The following is a 22,002-nucleotide window of genomic DNA, read 5'->3' on the forward strand; positions in this document are numbered from 1 at the left end:
CGACGCACGCCTGGTCGATCAAAACCGGTGACGAACCCCCACGATGGCGAGCAGTTGCGAGTTGGCTCCGGCCTCCACGTTGTACGAGCCGATCACGGCTTGTGCGGGCCCTAGGCCGTTTTGACCGCAGGCATGTTGATAGCCGAGCATCGCATACCCATCCGTACGCTTGCTCAGCAGATAATCGACGCCAACGTTGATCTGCTGGTACGCGGCCGACGAGGCGCCGCTGGACTGGGTGTAGTTGTATCCCACCAATGCCTGCAGCGATGTCAATCCCTGCCAAAGTGCAAATACCGAGCCGTTACCATACTTCTGCGCGTTAGAGAACCCAGACGAGGCGTGCGGATTGTATTGTGAAAAACTGAAAGCGGCACCCACTGTGACAAAGCCGAACACGTATTGCCCGCCTGCCCTGAAGATGTCGATCGAACGCGCGCGCACGTATGCCGAGTTGACCGACGTGTTGAACAGCGAATCGGGCGACGACACGCCCCGCGCCGAGCGCGCCGCATTGCCATGATCGATATGCAGGAACCCCGTACCCAAGCTCAGCGGCCCGCCCGCATACACCAGCGCACCGGAGTACGCCTGACCAGACCCGGGTGTCCCGGCGATTGCGCCAAACGCATACATCGCCTCAACGGTCACCCCGCGCCCATTCGGACTCGCCCACTTCACCGAGTGGTTAAACGTGGCACTGCCTCCACAGCTGTCGACATCACCTGGCGTCACGAATACCCCACTGTACGAGCCAGCAGTCAGCGGTTGCAGCAGATCCGACACCGGATCATTTTGCCGGCCGAACGTCAATGTGCCCCAACGCTCGTGCGACAGACCCACAAACGCGTTGGCCCCAAATAGCTGACCACTATTGATCAACTGTCCGTGGCTGACGTCGAAGTTGCTCTGGACTGCGAAGTGAGCCGTGAGGCCGCCACTGAGCGCTTCGGTACCCTGCAATCCCCATTCGTTCGATGACAGCGTTCCCGGTGACATCTTCCATTGCGAGTGCTGCCCCGCGCTGTGACGAATGTACGCGAGCCCCGTGTCCACGGTGCCATGCAGCGTCATGGAACGCTGCGCGTGGGCCGTCGTGGCTAATACCGTACAGATAGTGGTACTCGTGGTCAATATCGCTTTACTCAGCATCTAGTCAATTAGCCTTACCGAATTTACTCTCCATGCACCAGTAGACGGGCGCTCCGACCCGGCCGACGGCGCGCGGCGCAGCGCCAAATTTGATCAGCCCAAGTTCCTCGGTTACTAACCGAGCAGCGCTCACATGCCGATCTTTTTCATCGAGGGCAGGCCCGAGCGTTTTGCGCCGACGGTCAGCAAGCTCGATCCCTCGCGCAAACATTCGTTCGAGGTTGAACTGAAGGACTCTGGACTGGTGATACCGGTACGCGCCGCCAATATCGACGTGCAAAGCGATTGTGAGGAGGGCCTGTACGGCTCCTACGAGGTGCGCGTGCTCGCCGGCGAACACGGCCATCGCGATGTCATGCTCACGCGCGCCGAACGCGATACCCATACCAAGATGATGACCTGCTGCTCGCGCGCCACCAGCCAACGTCTCGTACTGGAGCTATGCACTCAAGCAGGCCGCCCGGCCACCGTGAATCGGCCGGGCCGCGAGGACAGATTACGCGCTCGCCTCGATCGGCTGCTGCAGTGCCGCATCGGTCGGCGCAGAAGTGCGAATCAGATGCTCGAACGCACCTAGCGCCGCCTTCGCGCCTTCGCCCGCGGCGATCACGATTTGCTTGTACGGAACCGTCGTTACATCGCCCGCCGCGAATACGCCCGGCACCGACGTCTGCCCCTTAGCATCGATTTCAATCTCACCGCGCGGCGACAATGCGACGTCGCTGCCCTTGAGCCATTCGGTGTTCGGCACCAGGCCGATCTGCACAAACACGCCCTCGAGCGCCAGATGGTGATGCTCGCCCGACGAACGGTCCACGTAAGTCAGGCCATCAACCTTACTGCCATCGCCGGTGACCTCGGTCGTCTGCGCGTGCGTGTGCACCGCCACATTGTCCAGACTGCGCAGCTTGCGCTGCAGCACCTCATCGGCACGCAGCTGGCCATCGAACTCCAGCAACGTCACATGCTGGACAATGCCCGCCAGATCGATCGCAGCCTCGACACCGGAATTGCCGCCGCCGATCACCGCCACGCGCTTGCCCTTGAACAGCGGACCATCGCAATGCGGACAGTACGCGACACCGCGGTTGCGATATTCGCGCTCGCCAGGCACGTCGATCTCGCGCCAGCGCGCACCTGTGGCAAGCACCACGCTACGCGCACGCAGCCGTGCGCCACTGGCCAACTGCACCGCGATCACGTCGCCGGGCTGCAACGCTTCGGCGCATTGCAAATTGATCACGTCAACGTCGTAGCACTTCACGTGCTGCTCGAGCGCCACCGCAAATTTCGGTCCATCCGTTTCCTGAACCGAAACGAAATTCTCGATTGCCAGTGTGTCTAATACTTGTCCACCAAAACGCTCGGCCACCACACCGGTGCGGATGCCCTTGCGCGCAGCATAGATCGCCGCGGCGGCGCCGGCCGGCCCGCCACCGACAATCAGCATGTCGAACACTTCCTTCGCGTTGAGCTTGTCGGCCACGTGCGCGGCGCCGCTGCTGTCCAGCTTTGCCAACAATGCCTCGACACTCATGCGGCCCTGGCCGAACACTTCGCCGTTCAAATACAGGGTCGGCACCGCCATGACCTGCCGCGACTGCACTTCGTCCTGAAACAGCGCGCCATCGATCGCCACATGACGAATCCGGGGATTGATCACCGACATCGCGTTCAATGCCTGGACGACCTCAGGGCAGTTCTGGCAAGACAGCGAGACATAAGTCTCGAACGTGTAGTCGCCGTCCAGGCTCCGGATTCGCTCGATCACATCCGGCTCGAGCTTGACCGGGTGGCCACCGACTTGCAGCAACGCCAACACTAGCGACGTGAATTCGTGACCCATCGGAATGCCGGCGAAGCGCACCGCGATATCCGTGCCAGCGCGTCGAATCGCGAATGACGGCACGCGCTCCACGTCATTACCCGTGTGCTCGGTCACCACGATGCGCGTGGATAGCGATACGATGTCCTGCAGCAGTGTGCGCAGTTCACCCGATTTGTCGCTGTCATCCACGAACGCGTCGATCTCGATCGCTTCGGTAACGTTGTCCAGGTAGCTTTTTAATTGGGTCTTGAGATTGGCGTCGAGCATCGCGAGGATTCCAACGGAGGGAGCAAAGAAGGTGCGCGCCGGGCAGGCGGCACGTCACGGCGCAATGCCGCGACGCCGCGTCATGTGCCGTCCGGTGCAAGACGGCACATAAACGTCAGATCTTGCCGACCAGGTCCAACGACGGCTTCAGCGTCTCGGCGCCCGGGGTCCACTTGGCCGGGCACACTTCGCCGGGGTGCGACGCGACATACTGCGCAGCCTGCACCTTACGCAGCAGCTCCTTCGCGTCACGGCCGATGCCGTTGTCATGAATCTCATACAGCTTAATCTGGCCTTCCGGGTCGATCACGAACGTGCCGCGCAGCGCCAGGCCTTCTTCCTCGATCAGCACCTCGAAGTTGCGGGCCAACGTGGCCGTCGGATCGCCCACCAACGGATACTTGATCTTGGCGATCGTTTCCGACGTGTCGTGCCAGGCCTTGTGCGTGAAATGCGTATCCGTCGACACGCCATAGATCTCGGCACCGAGCTTTTGGAATTCAGCGTAGTGGTCTGCCAAATCACCCAACTCGGTCGGGCATACGAACGTAAAGTCAGCCGGATAGAACACGACGACCGACCACTTGCCCTTCAGGTTCTCTTCCGTGATTGTCACGAAATTGCCATTGTGGTAGGCGGTTGCCTTGAACGGTTTGACTTGCGTGTTGATAAGAGACATTGCGCTTTTCCTTCTTGGGTTAAAAGACGACTACCCCGAAGCTTACGACAAATGGTGCGCCGCGGTGAAGTTGTTTAGTTATATCGGACCGATTGGCCACCTCTATCGCCAAGGCTGTTTCGCATTATAAAACGGCCGTGCGGGGCACTTTCGCGGCGTGAACGATAGCGACTCGCTCTACCTGCGTTCAACCACCTTGATAGGCAACCCGCCCTCGATGGTCGCACGCCAGTGCCCCACGTGTCACCGTCGAACACGAACCGTCCGCACTCCGGCGCCAAGTCATTCAGTCCGTACAATGGAAAACGGTCCCGTTTTAATCTGGCCGAGCCACCACCGGACAAGTCATAAGTCATACTTCGCGACGCTGCCTACCATTAAATCGGCGACGTGACTAAACGGATGTTCCACTTAAAATTTCATAACATTATCCAAACAATCTGGGCCACTTACCCGCATCACACGACTCACGCAGCAACTAACAAGAATGAGCCGGTCAACGACCTCGCACAAGGCTTGATGTTCGACGGCAAGGTGATTACATGATGAGTCTTTGGCACCATTTCGCTGTTCAGCTCAACAATATTTTTTACATTAAAATCAAAAACTTAGTTTTGCATATGGCGGATTTCACCCTAATTGAGTCCAATTGACACAGCCTATCGCTCCGCCAAAGTCTGAGGCAAACTGTCGGTCGCAAATGGCTAACGAGGTCGCTGTGACGCCTCAATTTAAACCAATGCGGAATATGCTGTTCCCTATATGGAACGGAAGCAGCGGCTCGCCTTTATCAGCATTATCAGGATTGCATAGTAGAAAAGCGTATTGGGTGACTGCTTGAAGTGGAGAGAATAGTGGTTCGAGGCATTGCTGCTGTCTACACAATTTATCTATTACTGCCCATCCTGTTGTTGAGCATTGGTAGTGTGGGTGAGCTATGGATGAACTCGCTGCTTCCTAGCGGGATAACGGCTCAATGGTACATTGATATTTGGTTGGATTCGTCTTTTCGAAATGCATTTACGACCAGCCTCGTGGTGGCACTGAGCGCGTGCGCAATCAATACGATTTTAGCGCTGCCGCTTGCTTACTCCTTATACCATAAAGCTGGACAGAGTGGGAGCGCCGCAGCTAAAATGGTGAGTATGATGCCTATAGTCGTACCGACCATCACATTGGGCTTTGGCTATATTATTGTATTTAATACAGATTTTTTTCCTTGGCTTGGAACCTTGCCATTGCTGATCGTAGTACACGCTGTCCATACGTTGCCTTATCTTACTCATACTTTGTTATCCGATCTTCGGCATTCCGATTTAGCGACGCTAGAACGCGCAGCCGCGACGTTGGGAGCTACGGAACTACAGCAGTTTTTTGGGATTGCCATACCTAATTTAAGAAAAAGCCTGTTAAGCGGGCTTGTGATGGTTGCTGCCATTTCGGTAGGTGAATTCGGTTTATCCAATTTACTTGCCAGCTTCCAGAATCGCACTTATCCGGTTGTCTTGTGGCAAGCTTTTTATGGTGCAACCGGGTTTGCTTGTGCGGCCACCGTTATTCTTCTTGTGTTAGCCAGTACAGCGGCATTTGTTTCCTCTACCGCTATCAAAAAATCATGAGCTTGGTTCTGGATCGAGTGAGTTACCAATACCCGGGAACCGGACATGGCTTAACTGATATTTCGTTTGAGGTCAAGACCGGTGAAATGGTGGCCGTGATTGGGGCAAGCGGTTCTGGTAAGTCAACGCTTTTGAAGCTAGTTTCGGGTCTAATTAGCGGAGCATCAGGGTCGATCATCCTGGACGGTGAAAATTTAGCAAAAAAACCTGTGCATAAGCGCAATATTGGAATGGTATTCCAAAGTTATGCGCTCTTCCCCCATCTTAATGTGATCGAGAATGTAGCATACGGACTCGCTTTAAAAAAGATCCCGCTAAAAAAACGACTAGCTAAGGCAGCCGAATTATTAGAAACAGTGGGTTTAGGAAACTTTGCCACCCGGTCAGTTCTCAATCTATCGGGCGGGCAACAGCAGCGAGTTGCGCTGGCTCGAGCTTTGGCAATCGATCCCAAAGCATTATTGCTTGATGAGCCATTGGCTGCACTCGATGCAGGTATTCGAGGATATTTGCGCGATCAGATCCGGTCAATTCAAAAGAAGTTTAACGCAACAACTCTATTGGTCACACATGATCAAGAAGAGGCATTGACGCTATCCGATTATGTCGCCGTGCTCAAAGACGGTAAGCTTCTACAATTTGGATCGCCCAAAAATATTTACTGTTATCCAAATAGTCGAGCGGTAGCCGAGTTTGTGGGATTATCGACGTTACTCCCCGCAAAAATTTCAGCACATAATCAGGTAGATTTAGGATTTGCTCAAATCGCTGCCAATACTAATGGGCGACGTTTGGGAGAGAAGGTACTTGTTCTGATCCGTCCCGAGCAAGTGGTCAAGGATCCTCCAGAAGGAACACTAAACTATTTGGCAGGTTGTGCAGTTAATCAGCGCTACTTGGGCTCAGTGGTTCGGTACGACTTTCAAGTAAACGGCGCTCCCAAATCGATCCTAGGCGAAGCAACCGAGGTGCCGGTAAGCGGCATTTCCATTCCACCGCAGTGTATTCAACTGCTTGACGACGGCCCTTCACAGGAGGTCTTATGAAACGCAGACGCTTTGTTCAATCGGCAGCACTAGTGCCATTTGCAGGGTTTGGGACGACTGTTTCCACTGCAGCTTCTACTTCTGATACCGCTTGGGGAAAAGTGCAGCTTTATCCTGGTGAACTTGCGCTTTACGAGGCTGCCAGAAAAGAAGGCGAGGTTGTTTCGTGGGATACGGGGCCAACATGGGCCAATTGGAAGGCGCTATTCGATGCGTTCAACGAGCGCTATCCAGGAATCAAGCTGCACTATAATGATTTGGGTTCTGCTGCGACTGTGACTGCACTGAATAAGAGCCGGCGCCGGCCTCAAGCAGACACAGCTTATTATTTTGCAGCATCCGCGGTGGACGCTGTGAACCAGGGCGTGGTGGCGCCTTTTAAGCCGATCCACTTCGATACGCTGCCCGAGGTGTTTCGAGATCCAGAGGGCAAGTGGTTCACTATCCATACGCTGAACGTGGCATTCATTGTGAACAAAAAACTGGTGCGTAACACGCCCACTTCCTGGGCTGATTTGCTCAAGCCAGAATACAAAAATAGCATCGTCTACCTCGATCCGCGCTCCGCGGGTGTGGGGCAGGTTGTCGCCTTTGCTACCGCCTACGCCAATGGAGGTTCCGTAGACGACGTTAAGCCCGGCATCGATTATTTGGGAAAACTGCATGCCGCGGGCAATGTCCTTCGAACTGAAGGAACAACGCCTTATTCGAAGTTCATGAAGGGCGAGATACCAATCTGGATTAGTTACGAGAACGATGGGCTTAAGGCTAAATACACAGAAAAAGGCATGATCGATGTTGTTGATGTCGTGATTCCTAAAGAAGCTAGTGTTGCGGCACCTTATGGCATTAGCCTCGTGAAGAATGGGCCGCACCCGAATGCGGGAAAATTGTGGCTTAACTTTATCATGAGCGAAATCGGACAGCGACTGTTTGCCAAGGGTTTTGTCCGGCCCTCGGTAAAGAGTATTTCACTGCCTCCCGATATTCAGCAAAAGATGCCAGACGCGCCACAAATACGGCCTCTTGATGTGATCAAGGCATCTGCTCGCAAGAGCGAAGTCGATCGTTTATGGGCAAAGGCCGTTTTGAAAATTTAATTCATGAAGCGATTTGGCCTACTGCCAGCCTGGGCGTTTCTCGCCTTGTTTTTTGTTCTGCCGCTCCTTGCTCTAGTCCCCGAGACCGTTAGGAGCGGTGGCAACGTATTCGGTCAAGTGATTGCCGATCATTTATTCCTAAGCGCATTGAGGAATACGGTGATGCTCGGCCTGTTCTCTGGCGGCATCTCGGCTATCGTAGGTACTGCAATTGCCATCGAACTGACAAGGCAGCCGGAATCCCGCCGCCAGTGGCTAATGATGTTGCTAGGGATTCCACTTGCTTTTTCGGGTCTGGTGATTGCCTATGGTTTTATTTTAGCTTACGGTAGGGCAGGCTTCGTGACGCAGCTTATAGCCATGTTGGGTGTCGACGCTGCTCAGTTCGGAGGATGGCTGTACTCAGTTGGCGGGCTTGCTTTAGCTTACGCGTATTATTTGATTCCGCGAGTGGCATTATCACTGTATCCGGTTTTCGCCAACTTGGATGAACGACCGTGGCTCGCAGCGCGTACACTGGGCGCCTCGCGTACACGCGCGTTTTTCGATACGATCCTACCTGAGGTTGCGCCATCAATCATTGCGAACGCTTGCCTCGTTGCGGCTTTGGCCATGGGTACTTACGGTACGGCGCTTGCTCTGGTGGGAACACAAATAAATATTCTTCCATTGCTGTTGTTTGCCAAAATCAGCGATAATTGCGCTGACTTGGCTGAAGCAACAGCCATTTCGCTAATATTGTTGGGCCTTTGCGTTTTTGTCTTGGGAATGGGTGATGTTTTTACAAACCGGCGCGGATATGCCACTGCCCCCAAAAATTAACAAGCAGCTTCGCCAGTTGATTGAAATACAAGCGGGGCCACATCGTAACCCTCAGCCTGTGGGAATCATTGGGCCAAGCACTTGTAACGAGGCATGCCGCTCGGCAGCGTACAAAGTGGCAAGTGTTTTGGCGAGCGCTGGCGTGCCTATTATTTGTGGAGGACGGGGCGGTGTAATGGAAGCTGCATGCCATGGCGCGTATGACATGGGAGGAGTGACCATCGGTATTCTGCCAGAAGAAGACCGTCGTAGCGCTAACAAATATGTGACATTGACGCTTCCTACAGGAATCGGTGAAATACGCAATGCGCTGATCGTGCGCGGTAGCGAGTGCGTGGTTGCCATTGGAGGCGGAATGGGAACGCTTTCTGAAATGGCATTGGGCGTGAAGTGGAATAAAGCCGTTTTTACATTATACGAAGAGTTTAGACTACCCGGCGCCCAGGCAGCTGAGAATACCGATCAGCTTATCGAATGGGTGATCGAATATCTAGTCCGTAAGTCTGACGCTAGCCTTGAATAATAGTACCTATTTTTGCGCTTTTCGTTGTCCGGGGGTGACGCCGCCGCCATTGGCTTATGCCACGGGAACGTTGTAACATGGCTGTTCTGCTTTGCCGAGCGTAAGCATCCAAGAGTGAAACGCTGCAAATATTGGTCGGTTTATCCGGTTTGGATTGAAGCACAGGTAATGTCCTAGGTTAAATTCCAGCACGGGGCCCAATTGCAGCAAGATGCCTTGCGCCAGTTCTTCTTCTACAAGAATCCGCGGCACGAGGCCTACCCCTAGACCGTTCACGACTGCCTGGATTATGGCGGAATATTGCGTAAAGCGCGGACCTGAAAGCGTACTTGTTTCGTCTATGTTCCAATGCGTTGCCCACTGCCGCCAGGCAAAAGGCGCTTCTTCGTGGTGTAGTAGCGTCTGCTTTAATAAGTCGCTCTGTTTAAGGGAGTGGCCTAGTTGTTGCTCCAGCTTGGCAGCGTAGATACAGATGAACTCTTTGCCTGCAATGTAATTAGAGACGACGGATGGCCAATTACCTGCGCCAAAACGGATAGCCGCATCAATGTCAGCTGGCTGCGCGTCGTCCAGCCTGAGATGCTGGCTAAAACTGAAGGTGACGCCAGGATGAAGCTTGCTGAAGCTGGGTAACCGCGGGATAAGCCACTTTGTTAAAAAGGTGGGTACGCTAGCTAAGGTTATTACACCTGCGCTAGACTCGTCTAACCTGGCTTCAAAGGTTGCAGATTCAATAATACGCAGGCTTGGAGATATCTTTCCCCAATACTCCCGCCCTACATCGGTCAATGTGACTCCACGTCCCGCTTTTTGAAGCAAAGGGCGCCCCACGAAAGATTCTAAGCTGGCAATTTGCTTACTGACTCCACTGACCGTAACGCACAGTACGTTAGCTGCACGTGTAAAACTTTCATACTTGGCAACTGCATCGAATGCAAGCAACTCTTGGATGGTCGGGCATGCTCTCTTCATTGGCCTATTTATTTCCTGTCACTCAAACTTGAACGCTCAAATATTCACTGGTTGCGAGTGATTGAGTCAACTTTAACTAAAAGATCACTCAAAAAGAGCCACAAGGGGCCGCTCAATTTTCCAAGCGCGGGGTAGCTTAGTGCGCTGTGTGGCAACTCCCCATTATAGTGATGACGCCTGCCGCGGCGATTGCCCGGGCATGGGCCAGCGTCGTGGACCCGTGCTCGTTGAGACATTGCCACGGAACTTGTCGTTGAACGATCCGATGTACGATTCTGCGTCGGCTTGCCGGCTGGATCAACTTCAACGTCACGCCATTGGCGTCCGAAAGCCTTCAACGCGGAAACACTCTTACTTACGCCACTGGCGGTAATGGATAAGAAGCTTGCGGTTTGAGTAAGGCTTGTGTACCTACTAACAGCATCGAACGCTAATAGTTCCTGCATCATGGGACATGCTCTTTCATGGATTGGATAGTTTTCTGTTACTCAACAGTCGGCATCCAAATATTCAATGGTCGAAATGCTTTTTGTCAATTACATTTTCATCTCGATCGCAGCATTTTTTGCTTTAAAACAGACGGCGGCTCGTGCCGACAGACACCCTCTGCTGGCGTTGCGAGCGAACCACCGATCTCCTTGACGAGGTCCGGCAAGTACATCAAATTATTAATATATTTAATTTTTTAGCAATACTTAGGATTAAGCATGCTAAATAGTTTGAAAATGACAACCCGAGTATTTCTCGCCCATATTTTATACGGATTTAGCATCTCAGCATACGCCTACCAATATGATTCGCCGGAACACGTCGACCTTCGTAACGGCAGTATTCTCCGGTACATTGACAATGAGCTAACAATACTAAAGGATAACGGCAGTCAGCGAATGGTACTTCGGACACCAATATTTTTACGCAAAACATTGCTAACCGCATCGAGCTGCACGTTTCCCACAACGCATTCAAGGGTGATCGACGGAGAAGAATACGTCCTCACGGTGATCAACCACCGCTCCAACCGACGTCCGAACCAATATTGTTCTTCAGGAAATGAAGGCGTCCTTTATGTGTTGCGTATAAAAGATGACGCCGCAGAGCCCGTCTTTTCCTTGCTTGTAGAAAGCTGTATGAAAGGCATCCATCTGGAAAGAAGTGCAACATGGCCATCGCGCCATATCGGGATCGATTGGGGAATCAATCCGATTGGGATACAAATCGATTGGTCGCACCATGAAGATTGGGTACCTGTAACGGGGTATTTTTTCTATTGCAACGGAAAATTCGTTCAAAAGCCGTGTCAACATTATCAGCCCAATTACTTGGCCGAACGCGAAGCAGGACGCCGGCCTCGCACATTAGCATTGGCTGACACGGGTTGATATCATGTGCTGGACAAAGCGCGTATCACGCCTCCCGTCGAACATTGTCCGTAGCGCATTGCGCCGCTGCACGGATGCCAACCACGACTGGCCTCGGCCCTGGCGAGCGTGCTGCCAGTTCAACACGCTCCAGCGCGGCGATGCCGCGACCCGATGTCACCTGCCATGCCTTCATGTCTGCCCCCGATTGGATTGATAGGACGATAATGGCCGCCAACCACGACTGGCCGCGCCCGGACATGCAATGACATCGCGGGACAAGCGAAACCCGCGAGGGTCGATCAGCAGCACTTGCCAAGCTTGCCGCCGTAGCGCGTCTGCTGCCGTTCCCTGAAAAACGCTTCGTAGCCCATCAGCGTGCGCTCCGGGTGGGCTTTCGCCATGTGCTGCAAATAGGTCGGAGAGTCGGGCACGCCGACCATCAGCCGCATCGCCTGCCCAAGATAACGCCCCATCGTGCTAATCTGCTCGAGCATAGTGTCCTTCACTCAACGCGGTCCAGCACGACCCGCACCGCGGGGTCGGCCTGCGCAACATGGCCGAACGCATGGATGCAGTCGGTGGCGCATTTGACGTCAGCACCGGCGCACGGGGCACGCGTATCATTATCGCAGTGCCTTATGGCGCCGCGCGTGAAGGGCAGGCGACGGCATAAACCCAACATCGGCAACGGCGCGCATCCTGCTGGTCGATGACCATCCGCTCGTGCGCGACGGCATGCAGATGCGCCTAGCAATGCAACCTAATCTGATGGTCGTCGGCGAAGCCGGCAGCATAGAAGAGGCGCTCGACTGGCTCGCCGGATGTGATCCCACGAGCCGTGCCGGAGTTGGTGCTCACCGATGTCGCCATGCGCGGCTACCGCGCGAATCCACGCTTGGACGACGCGCTGACGTTTGGCCAAAACGCGATCATCATCGACGCTGGCGACACGCAACTCAAGGTCGGACAGGCCATCGACATCGCATTGGATTTTGGCGATTGATACCCGATGGCTGTCTGTGGGCACAATCAGCGCCGGTCGGATGTATCCGACGGCCAGTCCACATGATCCTGTAGCGCTGCCTGCGCGCCAGCAGATTGGCCAAACGGTGTCTGGCAAATCTGCTCTAGCAGCCAAGCCAGGTAGAACGCGCGCATGCTGACCCGGTTCGCTCGACTGAAACCGCGGCCGAACCGGCCGGTCAAGCACCTCGGTGCGGCTACAGCGCGCCAGCAGTGTCGGTACGATGGCCAGTTCGGGAACTGCTGTTGAGCGGCAGTTGCGCAAGCATTGCATCGATCAGCATTGGCCATTCGATGGTTTCCACGTCCATCGGAAACCGAGTTCGTATCTCATCGTCCATCCATGCGAGCGGGCGGCGGGCATGATGATCGAGGAATACCGTTGCGTCGTCGAATGCGAAGCGGTAGGCCTCGAGTAGTGTTCTATTGAGTGCCGCGAGCCGCTTGTCACCGAGCTTGGCCAATTCGGCATCGAGTTCGGCGCGATCACGCACATACGTTATCTCGCCTGCCCTTGAAATGACATCACCGAGCGGCGGCATGTTGCGCGCGGCGGACGCGCAGTGAATCACTGAAAAGCCATTGGGTGGATCCGCTGCCGCATTGGTGAGTAGCAGATTCGCGCACAGGTCGACCGGAATCGAATCGTTCACGGCCGTTCTTGCCGAGTCAGGAAAGACGCGTACACCTCGCGCGATCGCCTTCAACAGCGCGGGTAACGCGTTGTCAAAACGGCAAAAACCACGTGCCGGAAACGCCCATGCACCGCACGCTGACGTGACACGCGCCAGTAGGACTGGCAAGCCGGGATAGCGCTCGTGCAGCAGCCGCTCGGCGAGATTTTTCGCGTATGAATAGGCGTTCGGCCATTCGCGCACGCGTGCCTCGTCTCCGGCCAGCACGGCCCTCAGTTCCTGTTCGGCGGAATAGTCCTGAAACACCGTTTCCGCGATCCGCGGCGTGCGCAGATGCAGCGCCGCCCAGTAACTGGACGTGACGACGTAAGCATGCAGCTTGCTGAACTGCGACGCAAGGGCCGCGCCTTCCAGGACGGGCAGTGTATTGGCAGCGACTTGCGCGGATAAACCGACATCCCAACGGGTGTATGCCGCCAAATGGAAGATAACGTGCACGTCGCGGGCCAATGCCTGCACCGTATCGCAGTCTAAGCCCCATGCAGGTTGTGTCACGTCCCCGTTAATCCACACGACCTTCGGATGGCTGGCCCCTGGCTGCTTTCTATACAAGCAGTAGATGCGGCCGATGTCAGGTAGTTTTTCCAGTAGCGTGCGCAGCAGCACGGATCCGATGAATCCGGTGGCACCGGTAATTAACACCTGCTTTTTGCTATAAAACCGCTGCATGATGCATGTCCTATGTGGCTGGCATAAACCAAATTTCACCCAGCCACGACGTTCGGACGCAGCAAAGCGCGACGCTGCGCGCTGCAATGCGAAACTTTGTCCGCAGCATCCAATGGCCCGGCGGCTGACACATCCCTGTTTCAGCTGGCGGGTCGTCACCTTGGCCTCACGCTGTTGCAGGTCGAGCGCTGGCCATCACTATCGGCCATTAACGCGTGGACGACGAAATCACCGGACTGTAGGCGTCACGCTTGCGTCCGGACGAAGCGGGGGATGCGTAGGCGATCGCAATGACTGCAACAGCCAACATAAAGAGCGCAAACTGCCTTGTGAACACGAGCGTCGTCGCCAGGACCCCAATGCCCACACCGGGCCGCATTAGCACGTACACGAGCGTGCGCGGCTTTGACAGACCTAGCGCCGGCATCGCCGGCAGACTCGCTCATTGCCAGCCTAGCGCCAATGCACCCAGCGCCAGTGATCAGAAAGATATTGCGCTAGCCGATCAGACTGCTCAAATAACTGTTCAGCGGTGCGGCGGTCGTCGCGCCCGACACACCGCCCAAAATGAGCGATAACGTGCGTGGAACCCAGGTGGCTGACTCAGCTTCCGAGCCTTGCTGTATAAGCGTGGGCAAATTGCTTATTGATGACCCAATAAGTCCAAAGTCAGCGTCTGTCAGACGCCGTAGGAGAAACGCCGATCTTGCGCTTACGGTCACACGGTATCCATCCCCAAACCGGCTATGCCGATCGGCAAAAGCCCGCGTAGCATAGTTACACGAAAGGGGCCCATCCACTGCCGCTTTTCAATTCTGTGCAATCACCTGACGCCATCACTCAAGCATAGAGGGAACATAATCCGAGATTTGCATAGGCATTCGATACCCGTGCAGATTGATTACTAGACCGAACGGCAAATATCGGATCACGCCGCAAGACGTCATGACCTTCTTGAAAGGACTGAACTGAGCGCAGCAAGCGTGCCAAGCGAATATTGAGGACGCCGCTGTTCCTAACTGCGGCGGCGTTGCTTCATGCGTGCGTCCAACGCTAATCAACGTTGGGGGCGACCTGGACGAGTTAAAGCGCTTTTACCCATCATGCGAACGTGCGCCTGCTCGTCAGCCTTAAGCGCGGAGCTGGACGCTCAAAGAGCGCCAGCTCAACCCACTTCAACGCTGGCGTGCGTGCTTGCTCACTCACGCACGATCGTTACATCACTGCAATTGAAAAAACCCTCGTTGCCTGCATCTATACGTTGCCAGTAGCTATAAAGAATCGCATCGCCTATACGATTTCCCGGAATAGGAACGTTGAGTTTATAAAATGACTGTACATTCGGCAAGTGGCCTGTGCCATTAGCTGGCACCGGGACCGGAGCGGGCGCATCGTAAATCAGTTCAAGATCAGACCAGCTTAATGGCCGAGTCGGATCATATGAGGGCTTGGAGATAAATACACGCATGTGTGAAGGATTATGCGCTGTCGTATTTTCCCAGGTCAGCTCTATAGCACCATTTTTGGGGGTAATTTTGGTTTTACGCCAAAGGGTCGTTGGTGCACGGTCCAGTCCCTGCTTGCGCGGGTCGCCTCCCGCGCATAATAGCCCGTCGGGCACGGCCCGTTTAATCTCGTCAAAATCCTCGGGATTCCTTGGATTGGCGGAGAGTTCGTTCCACTGCACAAACGGGTAAGCACTGTTGTCACCTGCGCGATAGGCAGCCAGGCAATCAGCGTTCGGAATGCCGGAGCCGTCGGGTGACGACCAATAGCCTCCGTCCAAATGGCATTGATACTGTCGGGCGATTGGAAAGCCTACCGCGCCGTGCGCGCTCACTTCCTGTACCACGCCGCTTATGCCTGCGATCCCCGCTAACCATAGCCAAGTCGCACGCCAGCCCAGGTTAGAACGCCCCAAATTTCTTCTCATCTTTTTCATCGCTTTCTCCTTGAGATAAAAATTCAGCTTGTACCGCACCCGCTCCCAAATAGTTAGGCCGATCACTACAGCACCTAACACTATTGCAACAGCCAACCGACATACCTACCGGATACGCCGATTCGCTCCTTGCCCGTTTGCCGCTGGCTCCACGCAAGCTGACTTAAACACGCTGAGTGATGCCGGTCACTCGATACGTTGTTCCAGCCGCGTTTTCCGTGTCGCTCACTCTTTCGTGCTCGCTATCAGTCTCTTGGCGCTTTGCGATTTTTCAGCCAATAAACCGTTTTTCTTCTAGGCGGCTACGCATCGAAGCAACTCCATCGAATCACTTCACTAAATATAGTAAGTTTGCGACTTGCGTTGGAACTCACTGTAGACTAGGTATATTAATTTCGCAAGAAATTTTCATAAGTCGACAAGCATGCACGGGTCGCGCACGCACGCGTGCGGCCTTCTCGTGATGAATAGCACGCAAAACTCGTCAAACAGCTACGATTTACTCAAGACGAAACCCAAATGGGCCACGGATTCCAACCTCGCCAGCGCATTCGATGACGTTCATGCTGCGACTACCGCAATGGAAGCGCCCGTGGCTGGCCAGCCAACTCAATAGTCGGCGCTGAACAATTCGCTTTGCTCTGCGGCATCACCCCACGACGGCTTGCCGCCGTGACATGCACCGACAACGTCCCGCTAGTCATTGGCGGCAATACACCCGTTCGCGCCGCCAACCGGCGCGACGATACGGGTGCGATATTGAGAACCCGTCCACGCGCCGACGGCAGCCAACGCTGCGCTAGATAGACTCGACTAGCTAGACTCGACTAGCTCGACGCCCTGCACAGCTTGCGCCGCGTGATACGAGGAGCGCACCAACGGCCCGGCGATCACCTGCCGGAAACCGAGTTCCATTGCCGTCGTGCGCAACGCATCGAACGCTGCGGGACTCACGTAGCGCTTCACCGGCAAATGCCCCGGCGACGGTGCCAGATACTGCCCGATCGTCATGATGTCCACGCCGTGCCGGCGCAAGTCCCGCAGCGTCGCCATGACTTCGTCGTCACGCTCGCCGAGGCCGAGCATTAGGCCTGACTTGGTCAGCAACGCCGGGTGACGCATCTTAACCTGTGCAAGCAACGCCAGCGATCCGGCATAATCGGCGCCCGGTCGCGCGACACGATACAGCGAAGGAACCGTTTCGATGTTGTGGTTGAACACATCCGGCCACGACATCGACAGTGCGTCCAGTGCTCGAGGGGCCCTGCCACGGAAATCCGGCGTCAGGATTTCCACGCCCACGCCCGGCACGCGTGCGCGCAATGCCTGCACGCAGCGCGCGAAGTGTCCCGCACCGCCATCGCGCAAGTCGTCGCGATCCACAGAGGTCACGACGACGTAGCGCAAACCGAGTACGGCCGCTGCATCGGCCAATCTCGCCGGTTCCTGCTCATCCAGCGGCGGTGGCCGGCCATGGGCGACGTCACAAAACGGGCACCGGCGCGTGCAAATGCCGCCCATCACCATGAACGTCGCACTGCGCTGGGCGAAGCATTCGCCGATGTTCGGGCACATTGCTTCCTCACATACTGAATGCAGGCCGTGCTCACGCAGCACCGCGGCCACATGGGCGACGGCTTCGCTCATCATCGGCCGCGCCCGCAGCCATGCCGGCTTAGGCAACGGCGCACCGTCCGGATACACGACCTTCACCGGGATGCGAGCGAGCTTGTCGTGACTGCGCGCGCCGCGCTGCCCGAGCGCGGTCAGGCTTCGGTACGGCGTCACCGTTCCCATCTTCAGTCTCCGAAGAACGCGTTCAACACCTGGTTGACCTCGGCAGCCGCCTCCATCTGCACCATGTGCCCCTTGCCTTCGAGGACATGCGACTGCACGCCCGCAGGCAGCCCCTGTGCATGCAGCGACGGAATGATGCGGTCCTCGCTGCCCCAAAGCACCAGCGTGCGCGGCGCCAACTCGGCGAGCCGGTCACGATACACGTGTTGCTGGACACCGTCGCCGAACATCGCCGCAGCGATTTTGGCAAGCGTCTCGTTCACGCCGTCCAGACGCTTGTACTTGACGATGTCCTCGATCAATTGGCGGGTGACCAGTGCGGGGTCTGCGAACAGCTTCAGCAGGTGCGGCTTGAGCGTATTGCGGCTGGTCCCGGCCACGAACCCGTCAATGTAATCCGCGTCGATCTCGCGGCCTAGCCCGGCACTGGCGATCAGCGCCAGCGACGCGACTCGCTGCGGCTCCACGCTGGCGATCTGCAGCGCAACAGCGCCACCCATCGAATGGCCCACCAGGTGCGCACGCTCGATCCCCTCTTCGCGCATGAACACACACACATACTGGGCAAGCTCGTCCAATGTGCCGGCTTTCAGCGGCTTGCTCGACTCCCCGTGCCCCGGCAGGTCCAGCGCCCATACCGCGCGGCGCGCCGCCAACTCGGCGTGATTGAACAGCCAGTTGTTCAGGTCACCGCCGAACCCATGGATCAGCAACACTGGAACGCCGCCATCGCCCTGCTTCAAGTAGCGGATCGTATGCGAGCCGACAATGCGCTTGTGCGGCTGTGGTCCCGTGTCAGCCGCATCGGCCGCTGCGGGCACAAAATCGCGCTGGAACGCTGCGACAGCTTCGTCGATTTGGGCATCGCTCACGTCGGCATCCGCCACCACCGCCAGCAAGGCACCGACCGGCAGCGTTTCGCCTTCAACAGCAATCTGCCGGCGCAGCACGCCGTCAACTGCGCATTCCACACCAGAGGAAATTTTCTCTGTCTCCACGTCAAGCAACTCATCGCCCTTGGATACCTTGTCGCCGATCTGCTTGAGCCACCCGTTGACCTGGCCCTGCTCCATCGACAGCCCCCACTTGGGCATCTTAATCATGTGGATCGGCATCGATCAGCTCCTTACCTTGATAACGGCCGCCGCGATCTTCTCGGACGACGGGATGTACATGTCCTCCAGCACGCCGGCAAACGGGACTGGCGTATGCGGTGCGGTAACCAACTCGATCTGTGCCTTGAGCGATTTGAATGCGCGCTGCACGATGAGCGCGGCAATGTCGGTCGCCACCGAGCAACGGGGGTTGGCCTCATCGACGACCACGACCCGACCGGTGCGCGACGCGCTTTCCAGGATCGTTTCCTCGTCCAGCGGTGACGTCGTGCGTAAGTCGATCACTTCGACGTCGATGCCTTGCCTGGCCAGCGCGTTGGCTGCCTCCACCGACTGATGCACCATCCGTCCATAGGTGATGATCGTCACATCGTCGCCGTCGCGCACCACGTTGGCCTCGCCAAACGGAATCGCATAAGACTCCTCCGGCACGTCTCCTTCTCGGCTGTACAACAGCTTGTGCTCGCAGAAAATCACCGGGTCGTCATCACGGATCGACTGGATCAGCAGCCCTTTCGCGTCATAGGGTGTGGACGGACATACCACCTTCAGCCCGGGCACATGCGTAAATAGCGACGTGAGCATTTGCGAGTGTTGGGCGGCAGCACGCAGCCCCGCACCCTGCATCGTGCGGATCACCACCGGGGTGACCGCCTTGCCACCAAACATGTAGCGAAACTTGGCCGCCTGGTTAAATATCTGGTCGAAGCACACTCCCATGAAGTCAATAAACATCAGTTCGGCGACCGGCCGCATGCCGCACGCCGCAGCGCCAACCGCTGCGCCAATGAACCCGCCCTCGGACAGCGGTGTGTCGAGCACCCGCCCAGGGTATCGATGGAACAGCCCCTTGGTCACCCCGAGCACGCCTCCCCACGCATCCTGCTCGCCGGGCGAGCCCGCGCCGCCGGCGTTGTCCTCACCCATCACGATGACGTTTTCGTCGCGCGCCATCTCTTGGCTCAACGCCTCGTTTATGGCTTGTTGATAAGTGATCTTCCTGGCCATGTCCGTCTCCTGGTAGCTAGTTTCGAATTTGATCGGAGCGCGGCACGCGCACGCCGCGCGTCACTTCTCGCATCGTGCCGCGACGTCTGACGGTGCATCGTCCCGATTCGCATCGCATCCATTACCGCCCACCTCACGGATAGGCGACGTAAACGTCGCTCAGCAAGTCCGCTTCGGTCGGCAACGCAGCGGCCTTCGCGCTGCGCACCGCGTCGTCAATCAGCGCCTTGACGCGCTCATCGATCGCGCGCAACTCATCCACTCGGATCAGCTCGCTGCGTACCACGCGCTCCTCGAAATACGTTAAGCAGTCCTTTTCTTCCCGGGCCTTCTGCACTTCGCCTGGTTCCCGGTACGTCTGCGCGTCGCCCTCGAAGTGCCCGTAGTAGCGCGTGAGCTTGACCTCGACCAACGTCGGGCCGCCGCCGTTGCGCGCGCGGCTGATGGCTTCACCCAGCGCCTCGTACACGGCGAAGAAATCGAATCCGTCCACGATCACGCCGGGCATGCCAAAGCCGTTGGCGCGGTCAGCAATGTTGTCGGCCGCGACGGACCACGATGCCGATGTCGCTTCAGCGTATCCGTTGTTTTCAGCCACAAAAATGGCCGGCAGCCGCCAGACCGAAGCCAGATTCATCGATTCGAAGATCACACCCTGGTTGGACGCGCCGTCACCGAAGAAGCAAACGCCGACACCGCCGGTCTTCTTGAACTTGGCGGCCAGCGCGGCACCGCATACCAGCGGTGCACCCGCGCCAACGATGCCGTTCGCGCCCAACATGCCACGCGACAAGTCGGCGATGTGCATCGAGCCGCCTTTGCCCCGGCAAACGCCGGTGCGGCGGCCGTAGATCTCAGCCATCATGCCGTGCACGTCGACGCCCTTGGCAATGCAATGACCGTGGCCACGGTGCGTCGTCGCCACATAATCGATGTCGTTCAGGTGCATCATCGTGCCGACCGCGGACGCTTCCTCGCCCGCATAAAGGTGAACGAAGCCCGGGATCTCACCGGTCGCGAACTCGACGTGCAAACGCTCCTCGAACTCGCGGATCGTACGCATCGACCGGTACGCATCGAGCAATGTCTCGCGAGTAAGCTGGCTCGATATGGACATGGTTGTACCTCCTATGGGTGGCTCGTACTAGTTGAACAACGCTACTGCACGTTCACGCAGGAATTGCCGCGCCGCGCTGAAACGCAGGGTTCGCTCGACATCGACCGTCAGCGGCCCCTCCCAGTCGAGCGAAACGACATAGGTTTCGCCTTTTTCAATTTCGATCTCGCGCTCGCCGTCGAACGCCAGGGTGCCGTAACCGACGTCAAGCGTGACCTGCTGGCCAGCTTCTAGCCGCTCACAGTCAGTCATCCACACGGTGCCGATTTGGCCCGGCGCGATGGGCGCGACCAGCGGCACGCCAGTTGGCGGCGCATCGGCAAATGTCATTTGCAAGCCATGCGGCGCAGTGCGGGCCACCGGCGCCCACGCCGCACCAATCGACGACAGGCCAATGGCATCGACGGCGGCAAAAGTCAGGAACAAGGCGTGAATGTCGGATGGATCGGATATCGCACGCGCGCCGATGAAGCGCTGCCGACTCACGCATAGGTCAACCAGCGCAATCTCCTCATGTCCGCGCTTGCGCCCAGACACACAGCGCACTACGAGGCGTTTGTTGCGCGACAGCGCCGCATCCGGGGGAACCGCGCCGGTCGCGATCAGGGCACCGGCCAGGCCCGCCACGGTCGCCTCGCGCAAATCTGGGAAGCTATTGTTAGTGCCGGTGGACAACGTGAGCAGCGGCACGTCGCGGCAATGCATGGCCACCGCGCGATGGGTACCATCGCCACCCAGCACGGCGATCAGCGATACACCGCGCTCGACCATGTAAGCTACACCCGCATGCGTGTCGGCCACGCTCTGCGTCATCGGCAGGTCGACGAACTCCACCTGCGGCCACCGCTCGCGTCCGTCCAGGGCCGCCTGCGTCTGCACAGCGCGCAACACGAGCGCCGCGACACCCGTCTTGTCCCGCAGCGTCACTACACGACGCACGCCCAACGCACCCAGCCCTGCAAGTAGCCTGACCACCATGTTCGCTTTTTCGGCAGTCGGGAACACCGACGCATGCGTGGTCAGGCGACGAATATCGCGGCCGGATGCAGGATTGGCGATGATACCGACCACCGGAACGGTATTTGGCACGGCATTGTCTCCTTGCCTGGCGTTGCCGCCCGGCGTTACCGCTCATCAGCATGAGCGGACACGTTGCTGGCAGGCACTGTTACTGCAATGTGCATGCCAATGTGAGCGAGCCACGTTCACGCCAGCCGCGCGAGCTCATCGCAATGGGGCTGCGCGGCCCATAGGAAGAAACCGCACG

At 56.9% G+C, this 22,002-nt stretch carries 18 protein-coding genes and 4 pseudogenes; 8 read left to right on the top strand and 14 right to left on the bottom strand.

Annotated elements, in window-relative coordinates; all coding sequences use genetic code 11:
• Positions 1–18: 18 nt before the first annotated feature.
• Complete coding sequence (locus KQH60_RS09855) at positions 19–1,152, bottom strand: porin (RefSeq protein ID WP_237576284.1); 1,134 nt, start codon at positions 1,150–1,152, stop codon at positions 19–21.
• Between the two features lie 178 nt (positions 1,153–1,330).
• Between KQH60_RS09855 and KQH60_RS09860 the strand changes: the two are divergent.
• Positions 1,331–1,594 (top strand): annotated as a pseudogene (locus KQH60_RS09860) (cytochrome); the annotation flags it as partial.
• 54 nt (positions 1,595–1,648) lie between these two features.
• Here KQH60_RS09860 and ahpF read toward each other — a convergent pair.
• Both ahpF and ahpC read right to left on the bottom strand, forming a co-directional pair.
• Positions 1,649–3,247, bottom strand: coding sequence for an alkyl hydroperoxide reductase subunit F (ahpF, locus tag KQH60_RS09865; RefSeq protein ID WP_237576285.1), 1,599 nt, complete (start codon positions 3,245–3,247; stop codon positions 1,649–1,651).
• Positions 3,248–3,362: 115 nt separating this feature from the next.
• Entirely contained in the window at positions 3,363–3,926 is a 564-nt protein-coding gene (ahpC, locus tag KQH60_RS09870; RefSeq protein ID WP_104077427.1) for an alkyl hydroperoxide reductase subunit C, read from the bottom strand.
• An 854-nt stretch (positions 3,927–4,780) separates the two neighbouring features.
• On the opposite strand from ahpC, the gene KQH60_RS09875 reads away from it, so the two are divergent.
• The 5 genes from KQH60_RS09875 to KQH60_RS09895 are packed head-to-tail and all read left to right on the top strand — an operon-like array spanning position 4,781 to position 9,036.
• Positions 4,781–5,545 carry an ABC transporter permease subunit gene (locus KQH60_RS09875; RefSeq protein WP_237576286.1) on the top strand — a complete coding sequence of 255 codons (765 nt, stop codon included), beginning with the start codon at positions 4,781–4,783 and terminating at the stop codon, positions 5,543–5,545.
• Positions 5,542–6,591 carry an ABC transporter ATP-binding protein gene (locus tag KQH60_RS09880; RefSeq protein WP_237576287.1) on the top strand — a complete coding sequence of 350 codons (1,050 nt, stop codon included), beginning with the start codon at positions 5,542–5,544 and terminating at the stop codon, positions 6,589–6,591. Before KQH60_RS09875 ends, KQH60_RS09880 begins: the two co-directional genes overlap by 4 nt.
• Entirely contained in the window at positions 6,588–7,691 is a 1,104-nt protein-coding gene (locus tag KQH60_RS09885; protein WP_237576288.1) for an ABC transporter substrate-binding protein, read from the top strand. The genes KQH60_RS09880 and KQH60_RS09885 overlap by 4 nt, the downstream gene beginning before the upstream one ends.
• A gap of 3 nt (positions 7,692–7,694) precedes the next feature.
• Positions 7,695–8,513: an ABC transporter permease gene (locus tag KQH60_RS09890; protein WP_237576289.1), complete on the top strand. Its 819-nt coding sequence runs from the start codon at positions 7,695–7,697 to the stop codon at positions 8,511–8,513.
• Positions 8,467–9,036: a TIGR00725 family protein gene (locus tag KQH60_RS09895; protein ID WP_237576290.1), complete on the top strand. Its 570-nt coding sequence runs from the start codon at positions 8,467–8,469 to the stop codon at positions 9,034–9,036. The genes KQH60_RS09890 and KQH60_RS09895 overlap by 47 nt, the downstream gene beginning before the upstream one ends.
• Positions 9,037–9,090: 54 nt before the next feature.
• Here KQH60_RS09895 and KQH60_RS09900 read toward each other — a convergent pair whose 3' ends face one another.
• A complete protein-coding gene (locus KQH60_RS09900) occupies positions 9,091–10,008 on the bottom strand; it encodes a LysR substrate-binding domain-containing protein (protein WP_237576291.1) in 918 nt (305 codons plus the stop codon).
• A gap of 125 nt (positions 10,009–10,133) precedes the next feature.
• Positions 10,134–10,330 (bottom strand): annotated as a pseudogene (locus KQH60_RS09905) (integrase core domain-containing protein); the annotation flags it as partial.
• A 385-nt stretch (positions 10,331–10,715) separates the two neighbouring features.
• Between KQH60_RS09905 and KQH60_RS09910 the strand changes: the two are divergent.
• On the top strand, positions 10,716–11,387 hold the full coding sequence (locus KQH60_RS09910; RefSeq protein ID WP_237576292.1) for a hypothetical protein: 672 nt from the start codon (positions 10,716–10,718) through the stop codon (positions 11,385–11,387).
• A 281-nt stretch (positions 11,388–11,668) separates the two neighbouring features.
• Here KQH60_RS09910 and KQH60_RS09915 read toward each other — a convergent pair whose 3' ends face one another.
• Entirely contained in the window at positions 11,669–11,863 is a 195-nt protein-coding gene (locus KQH60_RS09915; protein ID WP_237576293.1) for a YbdD/YjiX family protein, read from the bottom strand.
• 175 nt (positions 11,864–12,038) lie between these two features.
• Here KQH60_RS09915 and KQH60_RS15065 point away from each other — a divergent pair.
• A pseudogene (locus KQH60_RS15065) lies at positions 12,039–12,246 on the top strand (response regulator transcription factor); the annotation flags it as partial.
• A 152-nt stretch (positions 12,247–12,398) separates the two neighbouring features.
• Here KQH60_RS15065 and KQH60_RS09925 read toward each other — a convergent pair.
• The 8 genes and pseudogenes from KQH60_RS09925 to KQH60_RS09960 form a co-directional block, all read right to left on the bottom strand.
• Complete coding sequence (locus tag KQH60_RS09925) at positions 12,399–12,575, bottom strand: hypothetical protein (RefSeq protein ID WP_237576295.1); 177 nt, start codon at positions 12,573–12,575, stop codon at positions 12,399–12,401.
• 14 nt (positions 12,576–12,589) lie between these two features.
• The gene (locus KQH60_RS09930; protein ID WP_237576296.1) at positions 12,590–13,756 is read right to left on the bottom strand and encodes an SDR family oxidoreductase; all 1,167 of its coding nucleotides are present in this window, start codon (positions 13,754–13,756) and stop codon (positions 12,590–12,592) included.
• Positions 13,757–14,924: 1,168 nt separating this feature from the next.
• Positions 14,925–15,590: pseudogene (locus KQH60_RS09935) on the bottom strand (lytic polysaccharide monooxygenase); the annotation flags it as partial.
• A gap of 921 nt (positions 15,591–16,511) precedes the next feature.
• On the bottom strand, positions 16,512–17,495 hold the full coding sequence (lipA, locus tag KQH60_RS09940) for a lipoyl synthase (protein ID WP_237576297.1): 984 nt from the start codon (positions 17,493–17,495) through the stop codon (positions 16,512–16,514).
• Positions 17,496–17,497: 2 nt separating this feature from the next.
• The gene (locus KQH60_RS09945; protein WP_237576298.1) at positions 17,498–18,610 is read right to left on the bottom strand and encodes an acetoin dehydrogenase dihydrolipoyllysine-residue acetyltransferase subunit; all 1,113 of its coding nucleotides are present in this window, start codon (positions 18,608–18,610) and stop codon (positions 17,498–17,500) included.
• Between the two features lie 3 nt (positions 18,611–18,613).
• On the bottom strand, positions 18,614–19,618 hold the full coding sequence (locus tag KQH60_RS09950) for an alpha-ketoacid dehydrogenase subunit beta (RefSeq protein ID WP_237576299.1): 1,005 nt from the start codon (positions 19,616–19,618) through the stop codon (positions 18,614–18,616).
• 133 nt (positions 19,619–19,751) lie between these two features.
• A complete protein-coding gene (locus tag KQH60_RS09955) occupies positions 19,752–20,735 on the bottom strand; it encodes a thiamine pyrophosphate-dependent dehydrogenase E1 component subunit alpha (RefSeq protein ID WP_237576300.1) in 984 nt (327 codons plus the stop codon).
• 27 nt (positions 20,736–20,762) lie between these two features.
• Entirely contained in the window at positions 20,763–21,824 is a 1,062-nt protein-coding gene (locus KQH60_RS09960) for an NAD(+)/NADH kinase (protein WP_237576301.1), read from the bottom strand.
• Positions 21,825–22,002: the final 178 nt, after the last annotated feature.

It is taken from the genome of Mycetohabitans sp. B8 (assembly GCF_021991875.1).
Taxonomy (GTDB): Bacteria; Pseudomonadota; Gammaproteobacteria; order Burkholderiales; family Burkholderiaceae; genus Mycetohabitans.